Origin of the sequence: Hymenobacter lapidiphilus (assembly GCF_003417065.2) — a bacterium.
Lineage (GTDB): Bacteria > Bacteroidota > Bacteroidia > Cytophagales > Hymenobacteraceae > Hymenobacter.
In genome coordinates, this window is record NZ_QVLT01000009.1 from 60,306 (window position 1) to 78,211 (window position 17,906).

Consider the following 17,906-nt stretch of genomic DNA (forward strand, 5'->3'; position numbering starts at 1 on the left):
GTCCCGCCCCTACAAGCGCAGCCGGCCTCACTCATTCACCGCCTCAATCGGTTCCAGTGGTAAAATCCACGGCTTCGCTCCGAAGCCTTCCTGTTGTTGGGCCAGGTTCAGTTTTGGGTTGATGAGCAGACGGGAGCTGCGGCCGTTGAGCGTTACGTACGCCTCGGCCCGTACCTGCGGGTTGGGGATGCCGCGGCGGCGGTAATCGTCGCGCAGGATGTGGGCGAACTGCAGGAGCATATCGGGTTGGGTAGAAACCTGCTTTTCCTGCGTTACGGTGAGGTAGTCGCGGTTGCGGATTTCGGTTTCGTGGCCCGTGCGCGGGTCAAGCACGTAGAAAAACGCCGTGCCGCTTTTCTCCATCAGCATCACCCGCCACGAGAAGCGGTAGCCCTGCTCGCTCCAGAACAAGTCGCCCGGATACAGCACGAACCGCCACGGCAGCAGCGCCTGCACCAGCAGCCACAGCCCCAGCGCCACCACCAGCCCCCGCGGCGCGGCCGAAGCCGCAAAATGTGCCGGAGCCGGTTCCGGCGTTGCGGCCGGCCGGCCCAGCAGGCGGCGGGCCCAGCCCAGCAGCTTCTCGTGGAAGGAAGCCGGAAAAAACAGCAGCGTGCTCACCATCATAATGTAGGGGAACATGCCAATCTGGAAGAGCACCGCCGTGAGCACATGGAAGACCACCACCGTGGCGTAGGCCCAGTAACGGGTGCGCCGCGCGCTCAGAAAGAACGGAATCGTGAGGTCGTAAAATGCCCCGAACCAGCTGAACGCGTAGGCTACCCAAAGCTGGTCGAACAGCCCGCCGATGAGTGGCAAATCGGTGTGGGCGGGCAGCCACAGGCGCAGCGGCATGGCCTCAAAAAGCCAGTCGGGGTTCAGCTTAGCCACGCCGGCAAAAAAGTACACCATGCCCAGCTGGGTGCGCAGCAGCAGCCCCGCCCACTGCGGCACCGTGGCCCGCCACCGGCCCGGCTGCCAGCGCGCATCGAGCGAAAACTGCGCGTTGGCCGGCACCCAAATCAGCAAAAAAGCCACTACCGACACGAAGTAGTAGTGGTTCAGGTAGTTGCTTTTATCCAGCAGCTCGACGTAGGTAAACGTCAGGAAAAACAGCACGGCCGACCAGCGGTACCACGCGCCCAGCATAATGCCCAGCGCCCCCAGCGCCATCAGCCCAAACACCACGTGCATGCCCACGGCCCCGGCCGGCTGCACCCACTCAAACCCGTAATACGGGAAGAAAACCTTGGGCGCAACGTACAGCTCGTTTATCCAGCCCTTAACCGCAAACCGCACAATACTGGCCAGCATCATGCCCCCAAACAGCACCCGAAACACCACCAGCGGCGCCGCCGAAACCGGCCGCATCAACCAGGAAGTGGAGAATTTTTGGGTGGGCATGGGGAACGATGAGAGGTAAAGCGGCTTAAAGAACGTGTCATGCTGAGCGAAGCAGAGCGTAGTCGAAGCATCTTTACCGCAGTGGTAAACCCAATAGCAGGAATAGCACTGCGGTAGAGATGCTTCGACTACGCTCTGCTTCGCTCAGCATGACGCGTCATTGGGGCGCCTCAATTAGTCGCCGTCGTTGTCGGTGTAGGTGATGGATACGCCCAGGGCCGATGGCATGTCGGTTTTGGTGAGCACGATGAGCTTCTGGAACTCGTCGTAGACCTTGTTGACGCTGGCCGGCTGGGTGGCTACGGCCTGGGTGAGCGGGCCGGGTACCGCGTCGATGGCGGCCAGCACGGCATCAAACTGCTGGCTGATGGCGTCGGCCAGCGGCTTGCCGTTGTATTGGGCCTTCACGTGGGTGAGGTAATCGTCGAGGCCGGGGCCATTGGTGGTGCCGGTCTGGCCCAAGAACAGCGCCTTCTGGGCCTGCACGTTGCGCTTGAGCAGCTCCAGCGAAAGGTTGCCGTAGGGCGACTCGGCCTTGGTTGGCTGGGCCGTGCCGGCCGTGAAGCGGCCCGACGGAACGCCTACCTTGAAGCGCTTGGTTACATCGATATCGGCGTTGAGCTGGTTGACCAGGTTGGCCACCGCGCTGCCCACGGCCGTGCCGGTCGACTGCTGGAAGGTTTTGGTGTAGCCGCCGGCCAGCCACTTGTTGTAAGCCGTTTCGGTGCGCTGCTTGATTTCGGCCGCCACGGCTTTGGCATAAGTCCCACGAGCTGTCGAAGCCGTGAATTTCGCCACTACCGCTGCGGGCGTCGCGCCTTCATACAGTAAGTAGTCGAGGGCCGGGAAGCCCTTGGCCGGCAGGTTGGCCGTCGTGCCCAAATCGTAGGAGCCGGCCCCGATGTTGGCTTCAATCTGGGTGGTCGAAGTGGGGTAGATATTGAGGTTGGAACGCAGCATCTGCTCTTCGGCCGGGCCGAACTCGTAGGAGCTCATGGCCTGCCAGGCCAGATTGGCCTCGCGCAACTCGGCGCGGGCCGTTTGCAGGGTAGCCGCCGACGGGCTGGCGGCAAAGGCCGAAACGGCCGCGCTCAACTGGCCTGATTCAGTGCTCAATTCCCGCAAGCCGGGCACAATCAGCTGGTCGGAGTAGTTGGCGAGCATAGCGGCCCGGTCGAACGAGTCGGCGGGGGCGGCATTTTCCGACTTGCTGTCGGAGCCGCAGGAAGCCAGCAGGGCCAAGCTAAGGGTAGCGGCCGTCAGGCGCAGCGTTTTCAGGTTAGGTAGCAGCATCGAAGAAAAGAGAAAAAGCAAGGGGCAGCCCCGCTCCGGGTAAGGAAAAAGGGCTGCCGGATGCAGGTAACAGGACCGGCGGGTGCCGGGTTCAACTTATATGCTGCCTTTGATGGCATCGAGGCCGTAGGCGGAGCTGAGCAGGTTGAGGGCGTCGTTGATGTCGGTGCCGGTGGTGGCGTAGAAGTTGTCGCCGAGCTTGGCCATTACCTGGGTGTAGGTGGCGTCGCTGATTTTGCGGTCCTTCTTGTAGCGCAGCCCCATCACGAAGCCCCGGGCCTCGGAGAGGTAGTGGCTCTTGAGGGCCTGGTCGGCCACTACGCCCTTGGCGGCGTTCAGCTCATGAATGGCAGACGAGGCGACCAGCGTTTCCCAGCTGGTGCGTAGCGTAGCGGCAGCTTCGGTTTTGCCGGCCATGTCGTTGTTCGAAATGGCGGCCCGGCCTTTCAGCAAAGCATCCATCATGGTCTTATTTGATTTCAGCGCCGGGTTAACCTGGTTGCTGTAGTTCGCCCAATACTTGAGGCCCGTCACGTTGGTCGGGAAATCAACCGGGGCACCAAAGTAGCCGAAGGCCTCGTCCCAGTGGTGCTCCATGGCCGTGCCCTCGCCGGGCTTCACAGTTTTGTTGTCCACGGCGTTGCCAATCTTTTCCTCCGATAGGTAGATATCCACGGTCTGGTAGTAGAACACGGCACCCATCAGGCCTTTCTGAATCAGCTGGCCCAGCTCCACGCCCTTGGCATTCACGAGGTACTTCTTGGTGCCATCGGTGGAGGTGAGGATGCCGGCGGTGCCGTTGATAGCGGGCAGTTTGCCGCTGAGGCTGGCCGTGGCTACATCCTTCAGGTAGCCGTCGTACTCGGCCTGCACGGTGCTCAGCGTCTTGTCGCGCAGCTGCTTGCCAGCTGTGTTTAGCTCGGTCGCCGCGAAGGGGTTGTTGGTGTTAGCGTACATGTTCTGCAGCTTCTGCGCGTCCAGCACCGCACCGGTATTAGCGGTTTTAATGTAGGTGTCCAGCTCGCCGAGCATGGCCAGGCGGGCCTGCTGGCCGCTGTAGTTCACGTTGGCGAAGTTGTAAGTAACGGGCACTTCGTACTTAGGCACGGCCGGAGTTACAATGTCTTTATCGTCGGAGCAAGCAGTGAAAGCGGCGGAAGCCAGGGCCAGAGAAGCAAACGTGAACAGGCGGGCAGAGAAACGCATGGGGAGCAGTAGTTGGTAGTTGTTTAGAATCGTTTCGATTATGGAACAAAAGTAGGGGCCATTTGTCAGGCTCGCAAGCTTATCTTTAATTATTTTAAATAAGGATAAGCCGATTGCACGTTGCCCAGTCTATGCGCAGCTAGCTGAAATACGCCTCGCAGAACGCAGAATCGGGCTTTTGCAAAGCGGGCAGCTTAACTACCAGCCGAGGTGTACCTAGCCGAGCTGTTTTGCACACGGGTGCATGCGCTGGCCCGAGGCAACATCCTTCGGCCCTCGCACCGTGCGTTTTCAGTCCTACATAAAAGAGAAAAGCCCTGCCCGGAGTTACCGGCGGGGCTTTTCTCTTTTCAATCAGGCTGCCTGGGCTGGTTATGCCGATTGATGCGTTTCGGCCAGAGCCGGGTAGTCGGTGTAGCCAACGTGGAAACCTTCGGGGGCGGGGGCATAGTAAGTAGCCTGGTCGCCCTCGGCCAGCTCGGCCCCGGCCTCCATGCGCTCCAGCAGGTCGGGGTTGCTGATGAAGGGACGGCCAAACGCTACTAGATCGGCGCGGCCTTTCTGCAGCTCGGCTTCGGCCTTGGCGGCGTCGTACTCGCTGCTCAGAATAAACGTGTTGGTGAAGGCGCGGCGCATAATTCCCACGGTGTCGGCCGACGCGGCCGGGGCCTTAATCGTTTCGGGGTTGATGAGGTGCAGGTACACCAGGTTGCGGCTTTGCAGCTCGGTAGCCAGGTACTCGTAGAAGTCGTTGACACCTTCGTAGGCGCCCATATCGTTGAACGTGCCCCAGGGCGAAAGGCGGATGCCGGTGCGCTCGGCCCCAATGGCGGCCACCGTGGCATCGGCCACTTCCAGCACGAAACGGGCGCGGTTCTCGACCGAGCCGCCGTACTCGTCGGTGCGCAGGTTGGTGTTGGGGTTGAGGAACTGCTCCAATAGGTAGCCGTTGGCCGCATGCAGCTCCACGCCATCAAAACCAGCTTCCACCGCCAGTTTAGCGGCCTGGGCGAAGTCCTGGATTACTTGCTTTACCTCAGCCGTCGTCATGGCGCGGGGCTCGGGGTGGGGCTGCATCTGCTGCTGGTCGGTCCACATTTCGCCGCCCGCCTTTACGGCCGAAGGAGCCACGATTTCCGCGCCCTCGGGCAGGTTGAGGGGGTGGCCAATGCGGCCACAGTGCATGAACTGCACGAAAATACGGCCCTCGCGGGCATGTACCGCGTCGGTAACCAGCTTCCAGCCCGCCACCTGCTCGGCATTGAACAGGCCCGGAATGCGGGCATAGCCCAACCCGTCGGCGTTCGGGGCCGTGCCCTCGACAATGATAAGGCCGGCCGAAGCGCGCTGCGCGTAATACTCGGCCACCAGCGGGCCGGGCACGTTGCCCAGCGAGCGGGCGCGCGTCATGGGGGCCATTACTACTTTGTTGCGGAGAGTAATTGGGCCGAGTTGGGTCGAAGAAAAGAGCTTGTCAGACATTGGATTCAAAATGATGTAGATACATTGGTTGACTGTTAATCGGATTTGATGGTAAAAGGTTTCAGACCGGATGATATACGGCCGGCCATAAACGAAAAAACCTCCGCTTCCAGAGGGAGCGAAGGTTTTTCGGGCTGCATCAATCGTTATTTCCGGTTCAATTCAGTTCGGCCCACAAAATCAGCAAGGCCAAAGAGAGAACAACGAGCAGCGAAAACGAAATTAAGCGGCCTGGAAGCGCTTGTTCACTTCATCCCAGTTGATGAGGTTATAGAAAGCGGCCACGTAATCGGGGCGCTTGTTCTGGTACTTAAGGTAGTAGGCGTGCTCCCAAACGTCGAGGCCCAGTACGGGGGTGCCTTTGCAGCCGGCGTCGGGCATGAGCGGGTTATCCTGGTTGGGTGTCGAGCAGATGGTCAATGAACCGTCGGACTGCTTGCAGAGCCAGGCCCAGCCCGAGCCGAAGCGCGTACCAGCAGCCTTGGTGAATTCCTCCTTGAACTTCTCGTAGCCGCCAAACGACTTGGTAATGGCCTCGGCCACGGCGCCGGTAGGCTCGCCGCCTCCCTTAGGGCTCAGCACCTGCCAGAACATAGAGTGGTTCCAGTGGCCACCGCCGTTGTTGCGCACGGCCGTTGGGGCGGCGGCAATGTTTTGCATCAGCTCGTCGAGGCTCTTACCTTCCATATCAGTGCCGGCAATGGCATTGTTGAGGTTGGTAACGTAGGCCTGGTGGTGCTTGTCGTGGTGAATCTGCATGGTTTGCGCATCAATGTGCGGCTCCAGTGCGTCGAAGGCGTAGGGTAGGGCGGGCAGTTCGAAAGCCATAGTAGAAAGGGTTGAAAGTGTGAGTTTCGTATGGAGTAGTTTGGTAGTGGGGGGTAAGAGGATTGTCATTCTGAGCAGCGCAAAAGAATGACAATCCTCTTACCCCCCACTACCATATACAACCCCGGCGCGGGGGCCAGGGTTACGGTAGAGGTCTAAAAGTAGCCTATTTCCGCTTCTGGGCGAAAAACTCCCGCATCAGCTCCTCGCTCTCGGCGGCCAGGATGCCGCTTACCACTTCGGCCTTGGGGTGCAGCAGCCGGCCGTGGCGGCGGTAGCCAAACTTGGGCTCGGGGGCCCCGAACACCACCCGCCGTACCTGGGCCCAGGCGCTGGCTCCGGCGCACATCACGCAGGGCTCCACGGTCACGTAGAGCGTGCATTCCTGCAGGTATTTGTTGCCTAAATGATTGGCCGCGGCCGTGATGGCCAGCATCTCGGCGTGGGCCGTTACATCCTGCAGCCGCTCGGTCTGGTTGTAAGCGCGGGCAATAATGCGCTTGTCGAGCACCACCACAGCCCCAATCGGAATTTCGTCCTCGGCCAGTGCATAGCGCGCCTGCTTCAGCGCCTCCCGCATATACTGCTCGTCGGAATACAGGGAAAGAGTCATTCTTAGGGGTTAGGACTTAGGTTCTTAGGGATTAGGGTTTAGATGATGTTGGGGGCTAACGATATGGGAATGAACGTCACCTAATCCCTAATCCCTAAGTCCTAAAACTTACTTCATCACCACACTCTCCATGGCGGCCTGGGCAATGGGTTGCCACTTGGCCTGCTCCTGGGCGGGGGCGTCGAAGGTGAAAACGTAGAGCTGCTCGCCCTCGATGGCATATTGCACCAACTGGTACTTGCGGATGGGGGCCAGGTTGCCACCACCACGGCGGTTGTCGGCCACGGTTGAAACAAACTCCAGCACCACGAAATCGCGCTTGTTGATGGTGTGGATGTCTTCGCGCAGAAACTGCACCTTGCCGTACATATTCTGGATGCTGGCCTTGTAAATCTTGAGCAGCATGCCGTAGTCGCGGTTGCTGAAGTTGGTGGGCTTCTGGCTGACGCTGAGGCCCACCTGACCGTTGGGGCTGGCAAAAACGGCCAGCGGCCGGCGCTGGGCCGGGTATTTCATGGCAATGCCCTCGTCGGGCAGGGGTGCGAAACCGTCGGGCACGCCCATTGTCAGGTTTTTGGCGATGGTGGTTTTTTTGAGGCCGGGACCGGCAAAGGCCAGCAGCCCGAGCAATAACCCAAGCAGCGGTACTAGGCGGAAAAAACGCGAAACAGAGTTCATAGCAGAAGAAAGAAGGAAGCCAGCCCAACAGGACCCGCCGAAACGCAAAGCTCCGAAGCCCAAACGACTTCGGAGCCAAAAACAGTTGCCCGGCCCGGCGAAAAGGCCGGGCCACTCAGGCCATTAGCGCCGCTTTTTGCGGGCTGCGGGCGCGGCGGGGTACTTTACCATCACCTTTTTCCAGTACACGTAGTTGCCGGTTTTGGCCTCCACCAGGTAGCTGCCGGCCGGAATCCGCCCCAAATCCACCGGCGCGCCGGTGTTGCTTTGCGGATCGAGCGGGGTCGAGTAGATGGCCTGCTTCTTATAGTTGGTCACCGTGAGCATACCGGGCTGGGTGAACTGCTGGGTGAAGCTTAGCATGATGCTCTTGCCCCCCGAGCCCGGGAAAATATCAATGCCCGACAGCGTTTCCACACGCCTGATGGGCCCATCAAGCACGAGCGGCTCCACGTCGGTTTTGGTCTTTACCTCGGTGCCGTTGGCGGCCTTGGTTTTGGTCTTGATTTTGGTCGCCGTCTGGGCCTGCACGGTGGAGAAGGTGAGCAGCGAGGCGGCGAAAGCGAGTAAGAGTGGGCGTTGCATGGCAGGGAAAAATCGGGAGCAGAAGTTGAACTACCGGGACTAATACAGAAGTCAGGCCAAGTTTCTGGTGAGGGCGGCGGTCGGTTGATAACTGTTGGTGCCTTCACTAACAAGAGCGTCATTCAGAGCGCAGCGAAGAATCCCGCGTGCTGGCATTGCAGTAGTAGCTTAATGTCAGCACGCGAGATTCTTCGCTGCGCTCTGAATGACGTTTCCTCACTAACCACTACCTACTTCTTCACCACTACCGCCTTCACGTTATCGTCCGGGGTGCGGTCGATGAGCAGGTTGTAGGGGTCGATGCCGGCTTTTTCGGGCTTTGAAGGGACGATGACGCTTAGGCGGGTGATGCCGGGGCGGAAGCGGCGCTTCTGGCGGTAGAGCGACACATCCTGCCACTGGCCGTTTACTTTCGTGCGGGCCTGCACGCCCACGTCAATCAGGTCGTTCATGCGTTTAGCGGGCGTTTCGTTGCCAGCGCTGTCGGCGTACACCTTCTTGGCCGAAAGCACCATATCTACCCGGTAGCGGCCGTCGGGCAGCTTAGTGGCGCTTACCGAGTCGGCCTTGTTCTCATACAGCGCAATCCGCTCGAACATGTCGGTGAGCAGGTACTGCAGCGAGTCGGGCGTGGCCTGACGTAGTTCACTCAGCAAATCCAGCGAGGTGGTGTAGGGCGGCTGCTGGAACTTCACGGCCTTCAGGTAGCGGCTCAACGCCTCGTTCACCTTGTCTTCGCCGATGTAGTTGGCCAGCGCGTACATCACTACTGAACCTTTGCGGTAGTGGATGTACTGCTGGTTCTCGACGCGGTAGAGCGGCTGCTCGGCTACCCGCTCGGTGGCCCGGCCGCGCAGGTAGGAGTCGAGCTCGTACTTGAGGAACTTGCGCATCCGTTCGGGGCCGTACTTCTGCTTCATCACCATCAGAGCCGAGTACTGCGAGAGGGTTTCCGACATGAGCGTGCCGCCCTGGGTCGCCGCCCCGATTACCTGGTGGGCCCACCACTGGTGCGCCACCTCATGGGCCGTCACGTAGTAGGGATAGTCCACGTCCTTGGGGTCGGTGGTGTCGACTTTGGCAATGAAACCGATGTTTTCGGAGAACGGAATGGTGTTCGGAAACGCCTGAGCGAAGGCCGAATAGCCCGGAAACTCGATGATGCGCAGCTGCCGGTGCTGGTAGGGGCCGAAGTTTTTGGTGTAGTAGCTCAGCGCGTCCTGTACGCCGCGCACCATGCGGCCCAGGTTGTACTCGTGGCCCGGCTGGTAGTAAATCGTGATGTCGACGCCCTCCCACTTGGCGTGGCGCTCGGCGTAGCGGGCCGACTGGAACGAGTAGAAGTTAAGAATCGGGGCGTCCATGGCGTAGCGGAAGTAGCGGCGGCCGTTTTCGGTCCACTCCTTCTGCAGGTAGCCGGGAGCCAGGGCAATCTGGTCGGGCACGGTGCTCACGGTGGCGGCAAAGCGCACCCAGTCGGCGTCGGCGGCAATGTAGGTGTTGGCGCGGGCGGTGGTGTCTTCGAGGCGGGCCATGCGCAGCTTGGGCTTGAGGCCGAACTTCTTGCGGGCGCTGGGCTCGCTTAGCTCCGCATCTTCGCTGTAGCCGATGTGGGGCAGGTTGCCGTTGTTGACGAACGTGCCGTTGGCCACGATGCCGGTGCGGCCGGTGCGCTGCTCGAAGCCGGGCGCATCAAAATACAGGTCGAAATCCAGGGCCAGCGAGTCGCCGGGAGCCAGGGGCTGGGGCAGGCGCTGCACGTAGAAACCCATGACCGAGTCGGCCAGCACGGTGGTGGCGCCGGCGCCGAGCTGCAGCTTCCGAATCTTCACTTGTTCGTTCGAGGGCATGTTCAGCACCACCGTATCGAGAAGCTGGGCCGTTTTATTGCGCAGCCAGTACTGGCCTCGCACCCGCGACTCCTGCCGGTTCGGGAACAAATCCACGTTCACATCCACGGCCACGATGCGGGGCTGGGGCGTGCGCCGGAAGCGGCCGTAGTTCTTTTCGTAATCAACGGTAAGCTGCTGCCGGGCCTTGCTGCCACGGAAGGTGTTGAGCACGTTGGTGTTGTAGAAAATCCAGGCACCCACGGCCACGAAGCCCAGTAGGGCCACGGCCAGCGCCGCCCGGGCCGGACCCGAAAAGCGGCGGCCGGCCAGGTGCTGGCGGGTGCGCCAGTCGGTTTCGGTGCCACGCACCCACAGCAGGTTGGCCCCCACGGCCAGCGCCACGGCCAGCAGCCCCCAGTACAGCTTAAACCACAGGTAAGGCCCCACGAAATGGCCGAATCCGTTCATGTCGGAGTAGCTGATGCCGGGGTCGGAGCCGTAGAGCAGCAGGTTGTGCTCGAGGCCCAGCTGCCCGGCGAAGATGCTGAACACGTAGTAGAGCACCATCACGAAGTGACCCAGGTACTTGTTGTTGACTACCACCTGCACCACCACGGCCAGCACCGTCAGCAGCCAGTAGTCCAGCAGCTTGAGCCCAAACAGCCAGCGCAGGTACAGCCCGATTTCGAGGTGAGTGTAGCCGCTGGAAAGCTGGGTAATGATGCCGAACACCATCACGATGAGTAGCAGCACCACCGGCACCAGCAGCAGGGCCGTGAGCTTGCTGGCAAACGGCACCCAGTTGGGAATCGGCAGCGCGTCGTGCAGCTGGTTGAGGCGGGCGTCGCGCTCCTTCCACACCAGCTCGCCGGCGTAAAACGTAACGATGGCCAGCACGAACAGCGAGAACGAGCCCGACAGAATTTCAATTACCTGGGCCGTAATCGGGAAGGTCGTGGTGTCGTAAAGCTTGCCGATTTGCAGCGCCGCCGCCAGCAGAAACGCCAGTCCGGCGACCACAATAGCAATAAAGTAGGGGCTGCGCAGCACGTCGCGCAAACTCAGCCAGGTGAGGCGCAGAAACTGGCGGAAATACTGGGCAAAGCCGAAATGCTGGTCGACGGCCGGCAGAGCCACGGCCAACGGGGCCGGAGCCACTACGCCCAGCGCCATCGGGGCCGCCCGGCGCGGGGCCGCGCTGCCGGTAGCGCCCTGCTCGAAGCGGAAACGCAGGTAGCAGAAGCCCACCAGCAGCAGGCCCACGCCCAGCCACAGCAGCCGGTTGAGACCCAGCAATCCGGTGGGCCAGATGAGGCGCACATTCTTCTCTACCGGCGTCCAGTATTTGGTTAGCAGCTGGGTGGCGCCACTGCCCAGCGGGTCGAGCAGCGAGGCCAGCGTCTGGTTGTCGAGGTCGGAAAGCTGCGCCTGGGCGGCAATGTAGAGCACCAGAAACACGATACTGCCCACGTAGGTGCTCAGGGCTTGGCGCGTGAGGGTGGCCAGCGCGAAGAAAATGGCACCCGTCAGCAGCACGTTGGGCAGCACGAACGTCAGGTAGGGAACCAGGTAGTAGCTGAGGTGAAACTCCCCCAGCCGGTCGGCCGGAATGCCCGGAAACAGCGCCCCGATTATCTGGCCCAGCGCCAGGCCGCTCATCATGAGCAGCGTAATCACCAGCGTACCGAAAAACCGTCCGCCCAGGTAGCCCCATTTGCTGATGGGCGCGGTATAGAGCAGCGGGTGCATCTGCGAGTCGAAGTCGCGCAGCACCGCCGGCCCGAACATGGCCGATACCAGCAGGATGCCGGGCAGCAGCGTCAGGGCGTTGGTAAGGCCGTTGATGGTGAAGGGCGAGTTCAGATTCACCTTGCCGCTGCCCACTACCGCCGTCAGACTCTCGAAAAAGCCCCCGGTTACCAGCGTGAACAGCAGCGCCAGCCCCAGCAGAATGCCGAAGTAAATATAAGTAGCCGGCCGCCGCAGCCGGTACCAGATTTCAAACTTGAATATCTGTAGAAACATCTTTTGAGAAGCTAGGAGCTGAGGAAGCCAGGAGTTAGAAGGGAGAGGAACGATGTATGGGCGGGGCTTGTCCCCGCCCGCCATTACCACGGTATCGATTGAACGAATGCATTGGAAGATTCTGGCGCGCTCCGTTCAAAGGCGGGCGGGGGCAAGCCCCGCCCCTACATCGTTCTTATGCATCCACTACTGCCGTCTGCTCCGCCTGGGCAATCCTGGCGAAATACACGTCCTCCAGGCTCGGCTCCACGGCGTCGTAGTCGGAGCCGGGTTGGGTGGGCGCTACCACATGCACGATGGTGCGACCGGCGAACAGGCGGGTCGAAATAACCTGTTGCTCCAGCAGCAGCGCGGGCAGCTGCTCCTTGTCGACTTCGCGGCGCCACACCTGGCCGCGCAGCTCCTGCATCACTACAAGCGGGTCGCCGGTCAGCAGTACCTGGCCCTTGTTGATGATGGCCATGTTGCGGCACAAATCACTCACGTCGCTCACGATGTGGGTACTCAGAATCACGATGATGTTCTCGCCAATTTCGGCCAGCAGGTTGTGGAAGCGGTTGCGCTCGGCCGGGTCGAGGCCGGCGGTGGGCTCGTCCACGATAATCAGGCGCGGGTTGCCCAGCAGCGCCTGGGCAATGCCGAAACGCTGCTTCATGCCGCCCGAGTAGCCGCCGAGGTTCTTTTTGCGCACTTCGTAGAGGTTGGTGCGCTGCAGCAGCCCGGCCACCACGTCGCGCCGCTGCTTGCTGTCGGAGATGCCCTTGAGCACCGCGAAATGATCGAGCAGCTGCTCGGCCGAAATCTTGGGGTACACGCCGAATTCCTGGGGCAGGTAGCCCAGCACCCGCCGCACGCCGTCCTTATCGCGCAGCACATCCAAGTCGCCCAGCATAACGCTGCCGCTGTCGGCCTCCTGCAGCGTGGCAATGGTGCGCATCAAACTCGATTTGCCCGCGCCATTGGGGCCCAGCAGCCCAAACATGCCGGTTGGAATAGTGAGGTTGACGTCGCGCAGGGCCTGGGTGCCGTTGGCGTAGGTTTTGGAAAGGTGCTCGATGCGAAGTTCCATAGGAAGGGAAGGAAGGAGGAAACAGGCAGATGATTAGCTGCTTTAAGCGGTTGCCGGAAGGGGGGCTCAACAAACATAGAAAAACCTGCATAAGCAACCGGCGCTTTTCAACGAACCGGCCCTGGCAGGGGGCCAACGGGCCGACGCAGGGTGTATCGTTGGTTTATCAATAGCATTACACGGAAAACCAATCTAGTATCTTCGCCAAAAATTAGATTTATGCTCCGGACCCACACCTGCGGCGAACTGCGCCCCGAACACATTGGCCAAACTGTTACGCTTTGCGGCTGGGTACAGCGCACCCGCGACAAAGGCGGCATTCTGTGGGTTGATTTGCGCGACCGGTACGGCATCACGCAGCTGGCCCTCGAAGAAGGCGTGGAAACCGCCGAAGTGCGCGAGCAGGCCCGCCAGCTGGGCCGCGAGTTCGTCATCTGCGTGATTGGTACCGTGGCCGAACGCCACTCCAAAAACGACAAAATGCCCACCGGCGGCATCGAAATCCGGGTCGAAAGCATCAAGGTGCTGAATCCTGCCAAGCTGCCGCCCTTCCTGATTGAGGACGACACCGACGGCGGCGACGACCTGCGCATGAAGTACCGCTACCTCGACCTGCGCCGCAACCCCGTCCGCCAGAACCTGATGCTGCGCCACCGCGTCGCCCAGGCCACCCGCCGCTTCCTCGACGGCCAGGAGTTCATCGAAGTCGAAACGCCGGTCCTCATTAAGAGCACGCCCGAAGGCGCCCGCGACTTCGTGGTGCCCTCCCGCATGAACCCCGGCGAATTCTACGCCCTGCCCCAGAGCCCCCAGACGTTCAAGCAGCTGCTGATGGTGTCGGGTTTTGATAGGTATTTCCAGATTGTCAAGTGCTTCCGAGACGAGGACCTGCGCGCCGACCGCCAGCCCGAATTCACCCAAATCGACTGCGAAATGTCGTTCGTGGAGCAGGAGGACATCCTCAACACCTTCGAGGGGTTGGTCCAGTACCTGTTTAAGGAGGTGAAGAACCTGGAAATCGGGACGCTGCCCCGCATGACCTACGCCGACGCCATGCGCTTCTACGGCAACGACAAGCCCGATACGCGCTTCGAAATGAAGTTCGTGGAGCTCAACGACACCGCCAAGGGCTACAACTTCCCGGTATTTGAGGCGGCCGAGCTGGTGGCGGGCATCTGCGCCACCGGTGCCGCCAGCTACACCCGCAAGCAGCTCGACGAGCTGACCGAGTACGTGAAGCGCCCCCAGATTGGGGCCACCGGTCTCGTGTACGCCCGCGTGGAAGCCGATGGCAACGTGAAGTCCTCCGTCGATAAGTTCTACGACCAGGAGGCCCTGCAACAGTGGAAAGCCGCGTTCAATGCCCAGCCCGGCGACCTGCTGCTGGTGCTGGCCGGCCCGGCCGATAAAACCCGCAAGGCCCTCTCGGAGCTGCGCCTCGAAATGGGCCAGCGCCTCGGCCTGCGCGACAAGGACACCTTCTCGGCGCTGTGGGTGGTCGATTTCCCGCTGCTCGAATACAGTGAGGAGGAGAACCGTTACTTCGCCATGCACCACCCCTTCACCTCGCCCAAACCCGAGGATATGGCCCTGCTGGACAACCCTGATACCATCGGCCAGGTCCGCGCCAACGCCTATGATATGGTCATCAACGGCGTGGAAGTCGGCGGCGGCTCCATCCGCATCCACGACCGCACGGTGCAGGCCCGCATGTTCAGCCTGCTCGGTTTCTCGGATGCCGAGTCCCAGGCCCAGTTCGGCTTCCTGCTCGACGCCTTCGAGTACGGCGCCCCGCCCCACGGCGGCATCGCCTTCGGTTTCGACCGCCTCTGCAGCCTCTTCGGCGGCGCCGACTCCATCCGCGACTTCATCGCCTTCCCCAAAAACAACTCCGGCCGCGACGTGATGATTGACTCGCCCTCGGAAATTTCGGGTGCGCAGTTGAAGGAGCTGAGCATCAAAACGGACGTGGCGGCGAAGTAAGCCGCGTTTCTTTTCGGGAATGAAAACGGCGCCTCTGAGGAATCAGGGGCCGCCGTGATGGTTTAGGATGGAAGGTATTAGCCGCTGATGCAGTACCCTCACCTGCTGCAGCTTAGGCGGGAAAATGCGCTGTGGTATACTCTGAAGCCAGAACGGCACTAGACTTGTGTCGCATTGATACCTCAGGTATACTCGATTAACGACTTACCTTCTGGCGAGCCGCTTCCAGTGCCTTTTGTAATACTGGGTCGTATCCTTGGGCCAGGGCGGCAGTGGTATTTTCTGCCAGTATATCTGGCCTCACACCCACGTCTTCCAGCAGTTGGCCGGTGGGGGTGGCGTAGCGTTGGTTGGAAAGCGTGATGTCGAGGCCGTTGGGCAGGTGTACGCTGTGCATATCGGAGAGCATGCCTTTGGTAGCGGTGCCCACCAGCGTTACGTTGGGGCGTTGGGCCAGAGAAATCGTCAGGTCCTCGGCGGCGCTGGCGGTCTGGTCGGAGGTGAGCACCACCAGCGGACCAAGGAAGCGCGGGCCGCGAGTGGGCGTTACGTAGTAAGGCAGAGGCTCCGAGAACTGGTCGTAGCCGCCGGGCTGGCGCAGGGCCTTATAGTTGGCCAGGTAGCGCTCCGGGGCGAAATGGCCCGCCAACTCGTAGCCGCTGTGGCCGCCGCCGTTGTCGCGCAGGTCCAGCAGCAGCACCTGGCAGCCGATCAGCGGCTTCAATGCCTGCGCAAACAGCTTCTCCAGCTTCCGCTGGTCCTTCAGCTCCTGCGCCTCGGTACCGATGGCGCCGGTAATGTCGGCGAAGTTTCTGCTGAGGTGCAGGTAACCAACGGCGCTGTTGCGGCTGGCGTACAGCACCTGCTTGCCCTTGAAATCAGGCCCTGCGCCCTTTACCGGCCCGAAGCCCGCCTGCTGCAGGTCTGCGTAGGCCACGCGCCAGAACTCCGGCTGCACGGTTTTAAACGCCTGTTTGAACGCATTGCGCGAGCTTTCTCCCTTGTAGAGAATGGTTTCACCCCGCGAAATAGTGATGTGCCCATCGTGCAGCGGCTCCACCATTTGCCGAAATACCTGCACCAGCGTGTCGGTAGGGGTGGAGGCTGTAACGCGTGGCCGGAAGGTGCGGTACGATGCCTCCCAGTCTACTTTTTTCAGCGGGAAAAAAGCGTAATTATCGCGAAAGGCCTTCCAGAATACCTCAAAGCTTTGTTCAGGCGAGCTTAGCGGGGGCTGCGCTTGAGCAAAACCCGGAAGGTGCAACAGCAGTAGCAGAACTGCCAGCGGCAAAGAAAATTTCATGGTGGCAAGTATAACCCGAATCAGGTAAAACCCCGGGTAGGCCGTTTTACAACGAGGCAATTGAGGACGCTTATGCAAAAGAAAACGCCCCCACCAGCTGGCAGGGGCGTTTCGCATTTAGGCGAAGGCGGTGCTTTAGGCTACAGCACGCCGGCCAACAGGCCCGGTAGTACGCCCAGTAGCACCGTCAGTAAAGCCAGCACCAGCAGCGCGCCCGACTGGAAGGTGGTAACCGGTACGGGCACGGCGGCCGTTTCGTCATCCGCATCGCGCATGTACATGGCAATGATGGGGCGCAGGTAATAGTAGATGCTCACCATCGACATGATGACGGCGAAGATGACGAGGCCAATGTAGCCGTTTTCGACGGCGGCTATGAAGATGAAGAACTTGCCGAAGAAGCCGCCGGTGAGCGGAATGCCGGCCAGGCTCAGCATGGAAATCGTGAGGGAGAAAGCCAGCAGCGGGTTGGTTTTGGCCAGGCCGTTGAAGCCGGCGTAATCCTCGCGGTGGCGGGCGTCGGCTACCAGTTTCAGCACCCCGAAAGCGGATACCGTGGCTATTGAGTAGGCCAGCGAGTAGAACATGATGCCGTTGGCCGAAGCGCCTTCGAGCGCGCCGTTGAAGGCCACCAACGCAATGAACAGGTAGCCAGCGTGCGAGATGCTGGAGTAGGCCAGCATGCGCTTGACGCTGGTTTGAGCCACCGCACCCACGTTGCCGACGAGTAGCGTGAGTACGCACATGGCCGTGAGGGTAGGTAGCCACACGCCCTGGGCCGTGGCGGCCGGAAACACCTGTACCAGCAGTTTCAGGAAAGCGGCGAAACCGGCGGTTTTCACCACCGTGCTCATAAAGGCCGTGAAGAAGGTGGGCGTGCCCTCGTACACGTCGGGCGTCCAGAAGTGGAAAGGCGCGGCGCCTACCTTGAAACCGATGCCGAGCAGCATCAGCAGCATGCCGATGTAGAGCATGGGCCGCAGCGACTCGTTCACCGGATTCTGCACCGCGAAGCTGATGCTGCTGAGCTCGAACGTGCCCGTAGCGCCGTACACCAGCGCCATGCCGAATAGCAGGATGCCAGTGAAGAACGCGCCCATCAGGAAGTACTTCAGAGCCGCTTCGTTCGAGCGCAGGTTACGCTTATCCGAACCGGCCAGCACGTACATGGCTACGCTCAGGATTTCGATGCCCAGAAACAGCATCAGCAAGTGGTTGTAGCTCGCCAGCATGATGGCGCCCACCAGCGAAAACAGCAGCAGCGAGTAGTACTCGGCTAGGTTGGCTTCTTCGTCGAGCACGTAGCGCTGCGAGAAGGGCACGAGCACCAGCGCCGTCAGCAACACGATGCCGGTAAAGGCCACCGAGAAGTTGTCGACGATGAGCATGCCGCTGAAGAACGACTGCGGCCCCTGGTTCCAGTCGAGGAAGTTCACCGTCAGCACCAGGCCCAGGATGAGCATCATCACGGGCAGTAGCAGCCGGTTGGAGCGACGGAAACCCAGAAACAGGTTGCCCAGGCCCAGCGCAGAAAGCAGAATGATTGAATTCATATCGTCGGGACCCCACCCCCCGGCCCCCTCCCCGGTGGGGAGGGGGAGCCAG

General features: G+C 60.9%; 13 protein-coding genes. 1 reads left to right on the forward strand and 12 read right to left on the reverse strand.

From position 1 onward, the window contains the following. Positions 1-27: 27 nt before the first annotated feature. From D0N36_RS07345 to D0N36_RS07390, 10 genes are all read right to left on the reverse strand, one after another. On the reverse strand, positions 28-1,404 hold the full coding sequence (locus tag D0N36_RS07345) for an HTTM domain-containing protein (protein WP_116940751.1): 1,377 nt from the start codon (positions 1,402-1,404) through the stop codon (positions 28-30). Positions 1,405-1,578: 174 nt separating this feature from the next. Continuing rightward, a complete protein-coding gene (locus D0N36_RS07350) occupies positions 1,579-2,697 on the reverse strand; it encodes an imelysin family protein (RefSeq protein ID WP_116940752.1) in 1,119 nt (372 codons plus the stop codon). Between the two features lie 96 nt (positions 2,698-2,793). Continuing rightward, a complete protein-coding gene (locus tag D0N36_RS07355) occupies positions 2,794-3,903 on the reverse strand; it encodes a DUF4856 domain-containing protein (protein ID WP_116940753.1) in 1,110 nt (369 codons plus the stop codon). Between the two features lie 372 nt (positions 3,904-4,275). Beyond that, a complete protein-coding gene (locus tag D0N36_RS07360) occupies positions 4,276-5,385 on the reverse strand; it encodes an alkene reductase (protein WP_116940754.1) in 1,110 nt (369 codons plus the stop codon). A gap of 222 nt (positions 5,386-5,607) precedes the next feature. After that, entirely contained in the window at positions 5,608-6,213 is a 606-nt protein-coding gene (locus D0N36_RS07365; protein ID WP_116940755.1) for a superoxide dismutase, read from the reverse strand. A 166-nt stretch (positions 6,214-6,379) separates the two neighbouring features. Next, entirely contained in the window at positions 6,380-6,826 is a 447-nt protein-coding gene (locus D0N36_RS07370) for a nucleoside deaminase (protein ID WP_116940756.1), read from the reverse strand. A 108-nt stretch (positions 6,827-6,934) separates the two neighbouring features. Beyond that, entirely contained in the window at positions 6,935-7,504 is a 570-nt protein-coding gene (locus D0N36_RS07375) for a hypothetical protein (RefSeq protein WP_116940757.1), read from the reverse strand. Between the two features lie 123 nt (positions 7,505-7,627). Continuing rightward, complete coding sequence (locus D0N36_RS07380; protein ID WP_116940758.1) at positions 7,628-8,089, reverse strand: hypothetical protein; 462 nt, start codon at positions 8,087-8,089, stop codon at positions 7,628-7,630. Positions 8,090-8,319: 230 nt separating this feature from the next. Next, positions 8,320-11,946 (reverse strand): ABC transporter permease/M1 family aminopeptidase, encoded by a 3,627-nt coding sequence (locus D0N36_RS07385; RefSeq protein ID WP_116940759.1) that lies wholly within the window; start codon positions 11,944-11,946, stop codon positions 8,320-8,322. Between the two features lie 175 nt (positions 11,947-12,121). Next, positions 12,122-13,015, reverse strand: a complete 894-nt coding sequence (locus tag D0N36_RS07390) for an ABC transporter ATP-binding protein (protein WP_116940760.1) — start codon at positions 13,013-13,015, stop codon at positions 12,122-12,124. A gap of 219 nt (positions 13,016-13,234) precedes the next feature. Here D0N36_RS07390 and aspS point away from each other — a divergent pair, with 219 nt between their 5' ends. Beyond that, positions 13,235-14,998, forward strand: coding sequence for an aspartate--tRNA ligase (gene aspS, locus D0N36_RS07395; protein WP_116940761.1), 1,764 nt, complete (start codon positions 13,235-13,237; stop codon positions 14,996-14,998). A 196-nt stretch (positions 14,999-15,194) separates the two neighbouring features. On the opposite strand, the gene D0N36_RS07400 is transcribed toward aspS, so the two are convergent. Together D0N36_RS07400 and D0N36_RS07405 are read right to left on the reverse strand one after the other, a co-directional pair. Further along, positions 15,195-16,301, reverse strand: coding sequence for a S41 family peptidase (locus tag D0N36_RS07400; RefSeq protein ID WP_190242563.1), 1,107 nt, complete (start codon positions 16,299-16,301; stop codon positions 15,195-15,197). A 140-nt stretch (positions 16,302-16,441) separates the two neighbouring features. Next, on the reverse strand, positions 16,442-17,854 hold the full coding sequence (locus D0N36_RS07405; RefSeq protein WP_116940763.1) for an NADH-quinone oxidoreductase subunit N: 1,413 nt from the start codon (positions 17,852-17,854) through the stop codon (positions 16,442-16,444). Positions 17,855-17,906: the final 52 nt, after the last annotated feature.

What these genes read in the sequence shown, in the direction of transcription:
- D0N36_RS07345 (WP_116940751.1), bottom strand. Translation starts at nt 1,404, where the DNA reads ATGCCCACCCAAAAATTCTCCACTTCCTGGTTGATGCGGCCGGTTTCG.
- D0N36_RS07400 (WP_190242563.1), bottom strand. Translation starts at nt 16,301, where the DNA reads ATGAAATTTTCTTTGCCGCTGGCAGTTCTGCTACTGCTGTTGCACCTT.
- D0N36_RS07390 (WP_116940760.1), bottom strand. Translation starts at nt 13,015, where the DNA reads ATGGAACTTCGCATCGAGCACCTTTCCAAAACCTACGCCAACGGCACC.
- D0N36_RS07370 (WP_116940756.1), bottom strand. Translation starts at nt 6,826, where the DNA reads ATGACTCTTTCCCTGTATTCCGACGAGCAGTATATGCGGGAGGCGCTG.
- D0N36_RS07360 (WP_116940754.1), bottom strand. Translation starts at nt 5,385, where the DNA reads ATGTCTGACAAGCTCTTTTCTTCGACCCAACTCGGCCCAATTACTCTC.
- D0N36_RS07385 (WP_116940759.1), bottom strand. Translation starts at nt 11,946, where the DNA reads ATGTTTCTACAGATATTCAAGTTTGAAATCTGGTACCGGCTGCGGCGG.
- D0N36_RS07380 (WP_116940758.1), bottom strand. Translation starts at nt 8,089, where the DNA reads ATGCAACGCCCACTCTTACTCGCTTTCGCCGCCTCGCTGCTCACCTTC.
- D0N36_RS07375 (WP_116940757.1), bottom strand. Translation starts at nt 7,504, where the DNA reads ATGAACTCTGTTTCGCGTTTTTTCCGCCTAGTACCGCTGCTTGGGTTA.
- D0N36_RS07350 (WP_116940752.1), bottom strand. Translation starts at nt 2,697, where the DNA reads ATGCTGCTACCTAACCTGAAAACGCTGCGCCTGACGGCCGCTACCCTT.
- D0N36_RS07405 (WP_116940763.1), bottom strand. Translation starts at nt 17,854, where the DNA reads ATGAATTCAATCATTCTGCTTTCTGCGCTGGGCCTGGGCAACCTGTTT.
- aspS (WP_116940761.1), top strand. Translation starts at nt 13,235, where the DNA reads ATGCTCCGGACCCACACCTGCGGCGAACTGCGCCCCGAACACATTGGC.
- D0N36_RS07355 (WP_116940753.1), bottom strand. Translation starts at nt 3,903, where the DNA reads ATGCGTTTCTCTGCCCGCCTGTTCACGTTTGCTTCTCTGGCCCTGGCT.
- D0N36_RS07365 (WP_116940755.1), bottom strand. Translation starts at nt 6,213, where the DNA reads ATGGCTTTCGAACTGCCCGCCCTACCCTACGCCTTCGACGCACTGGAG.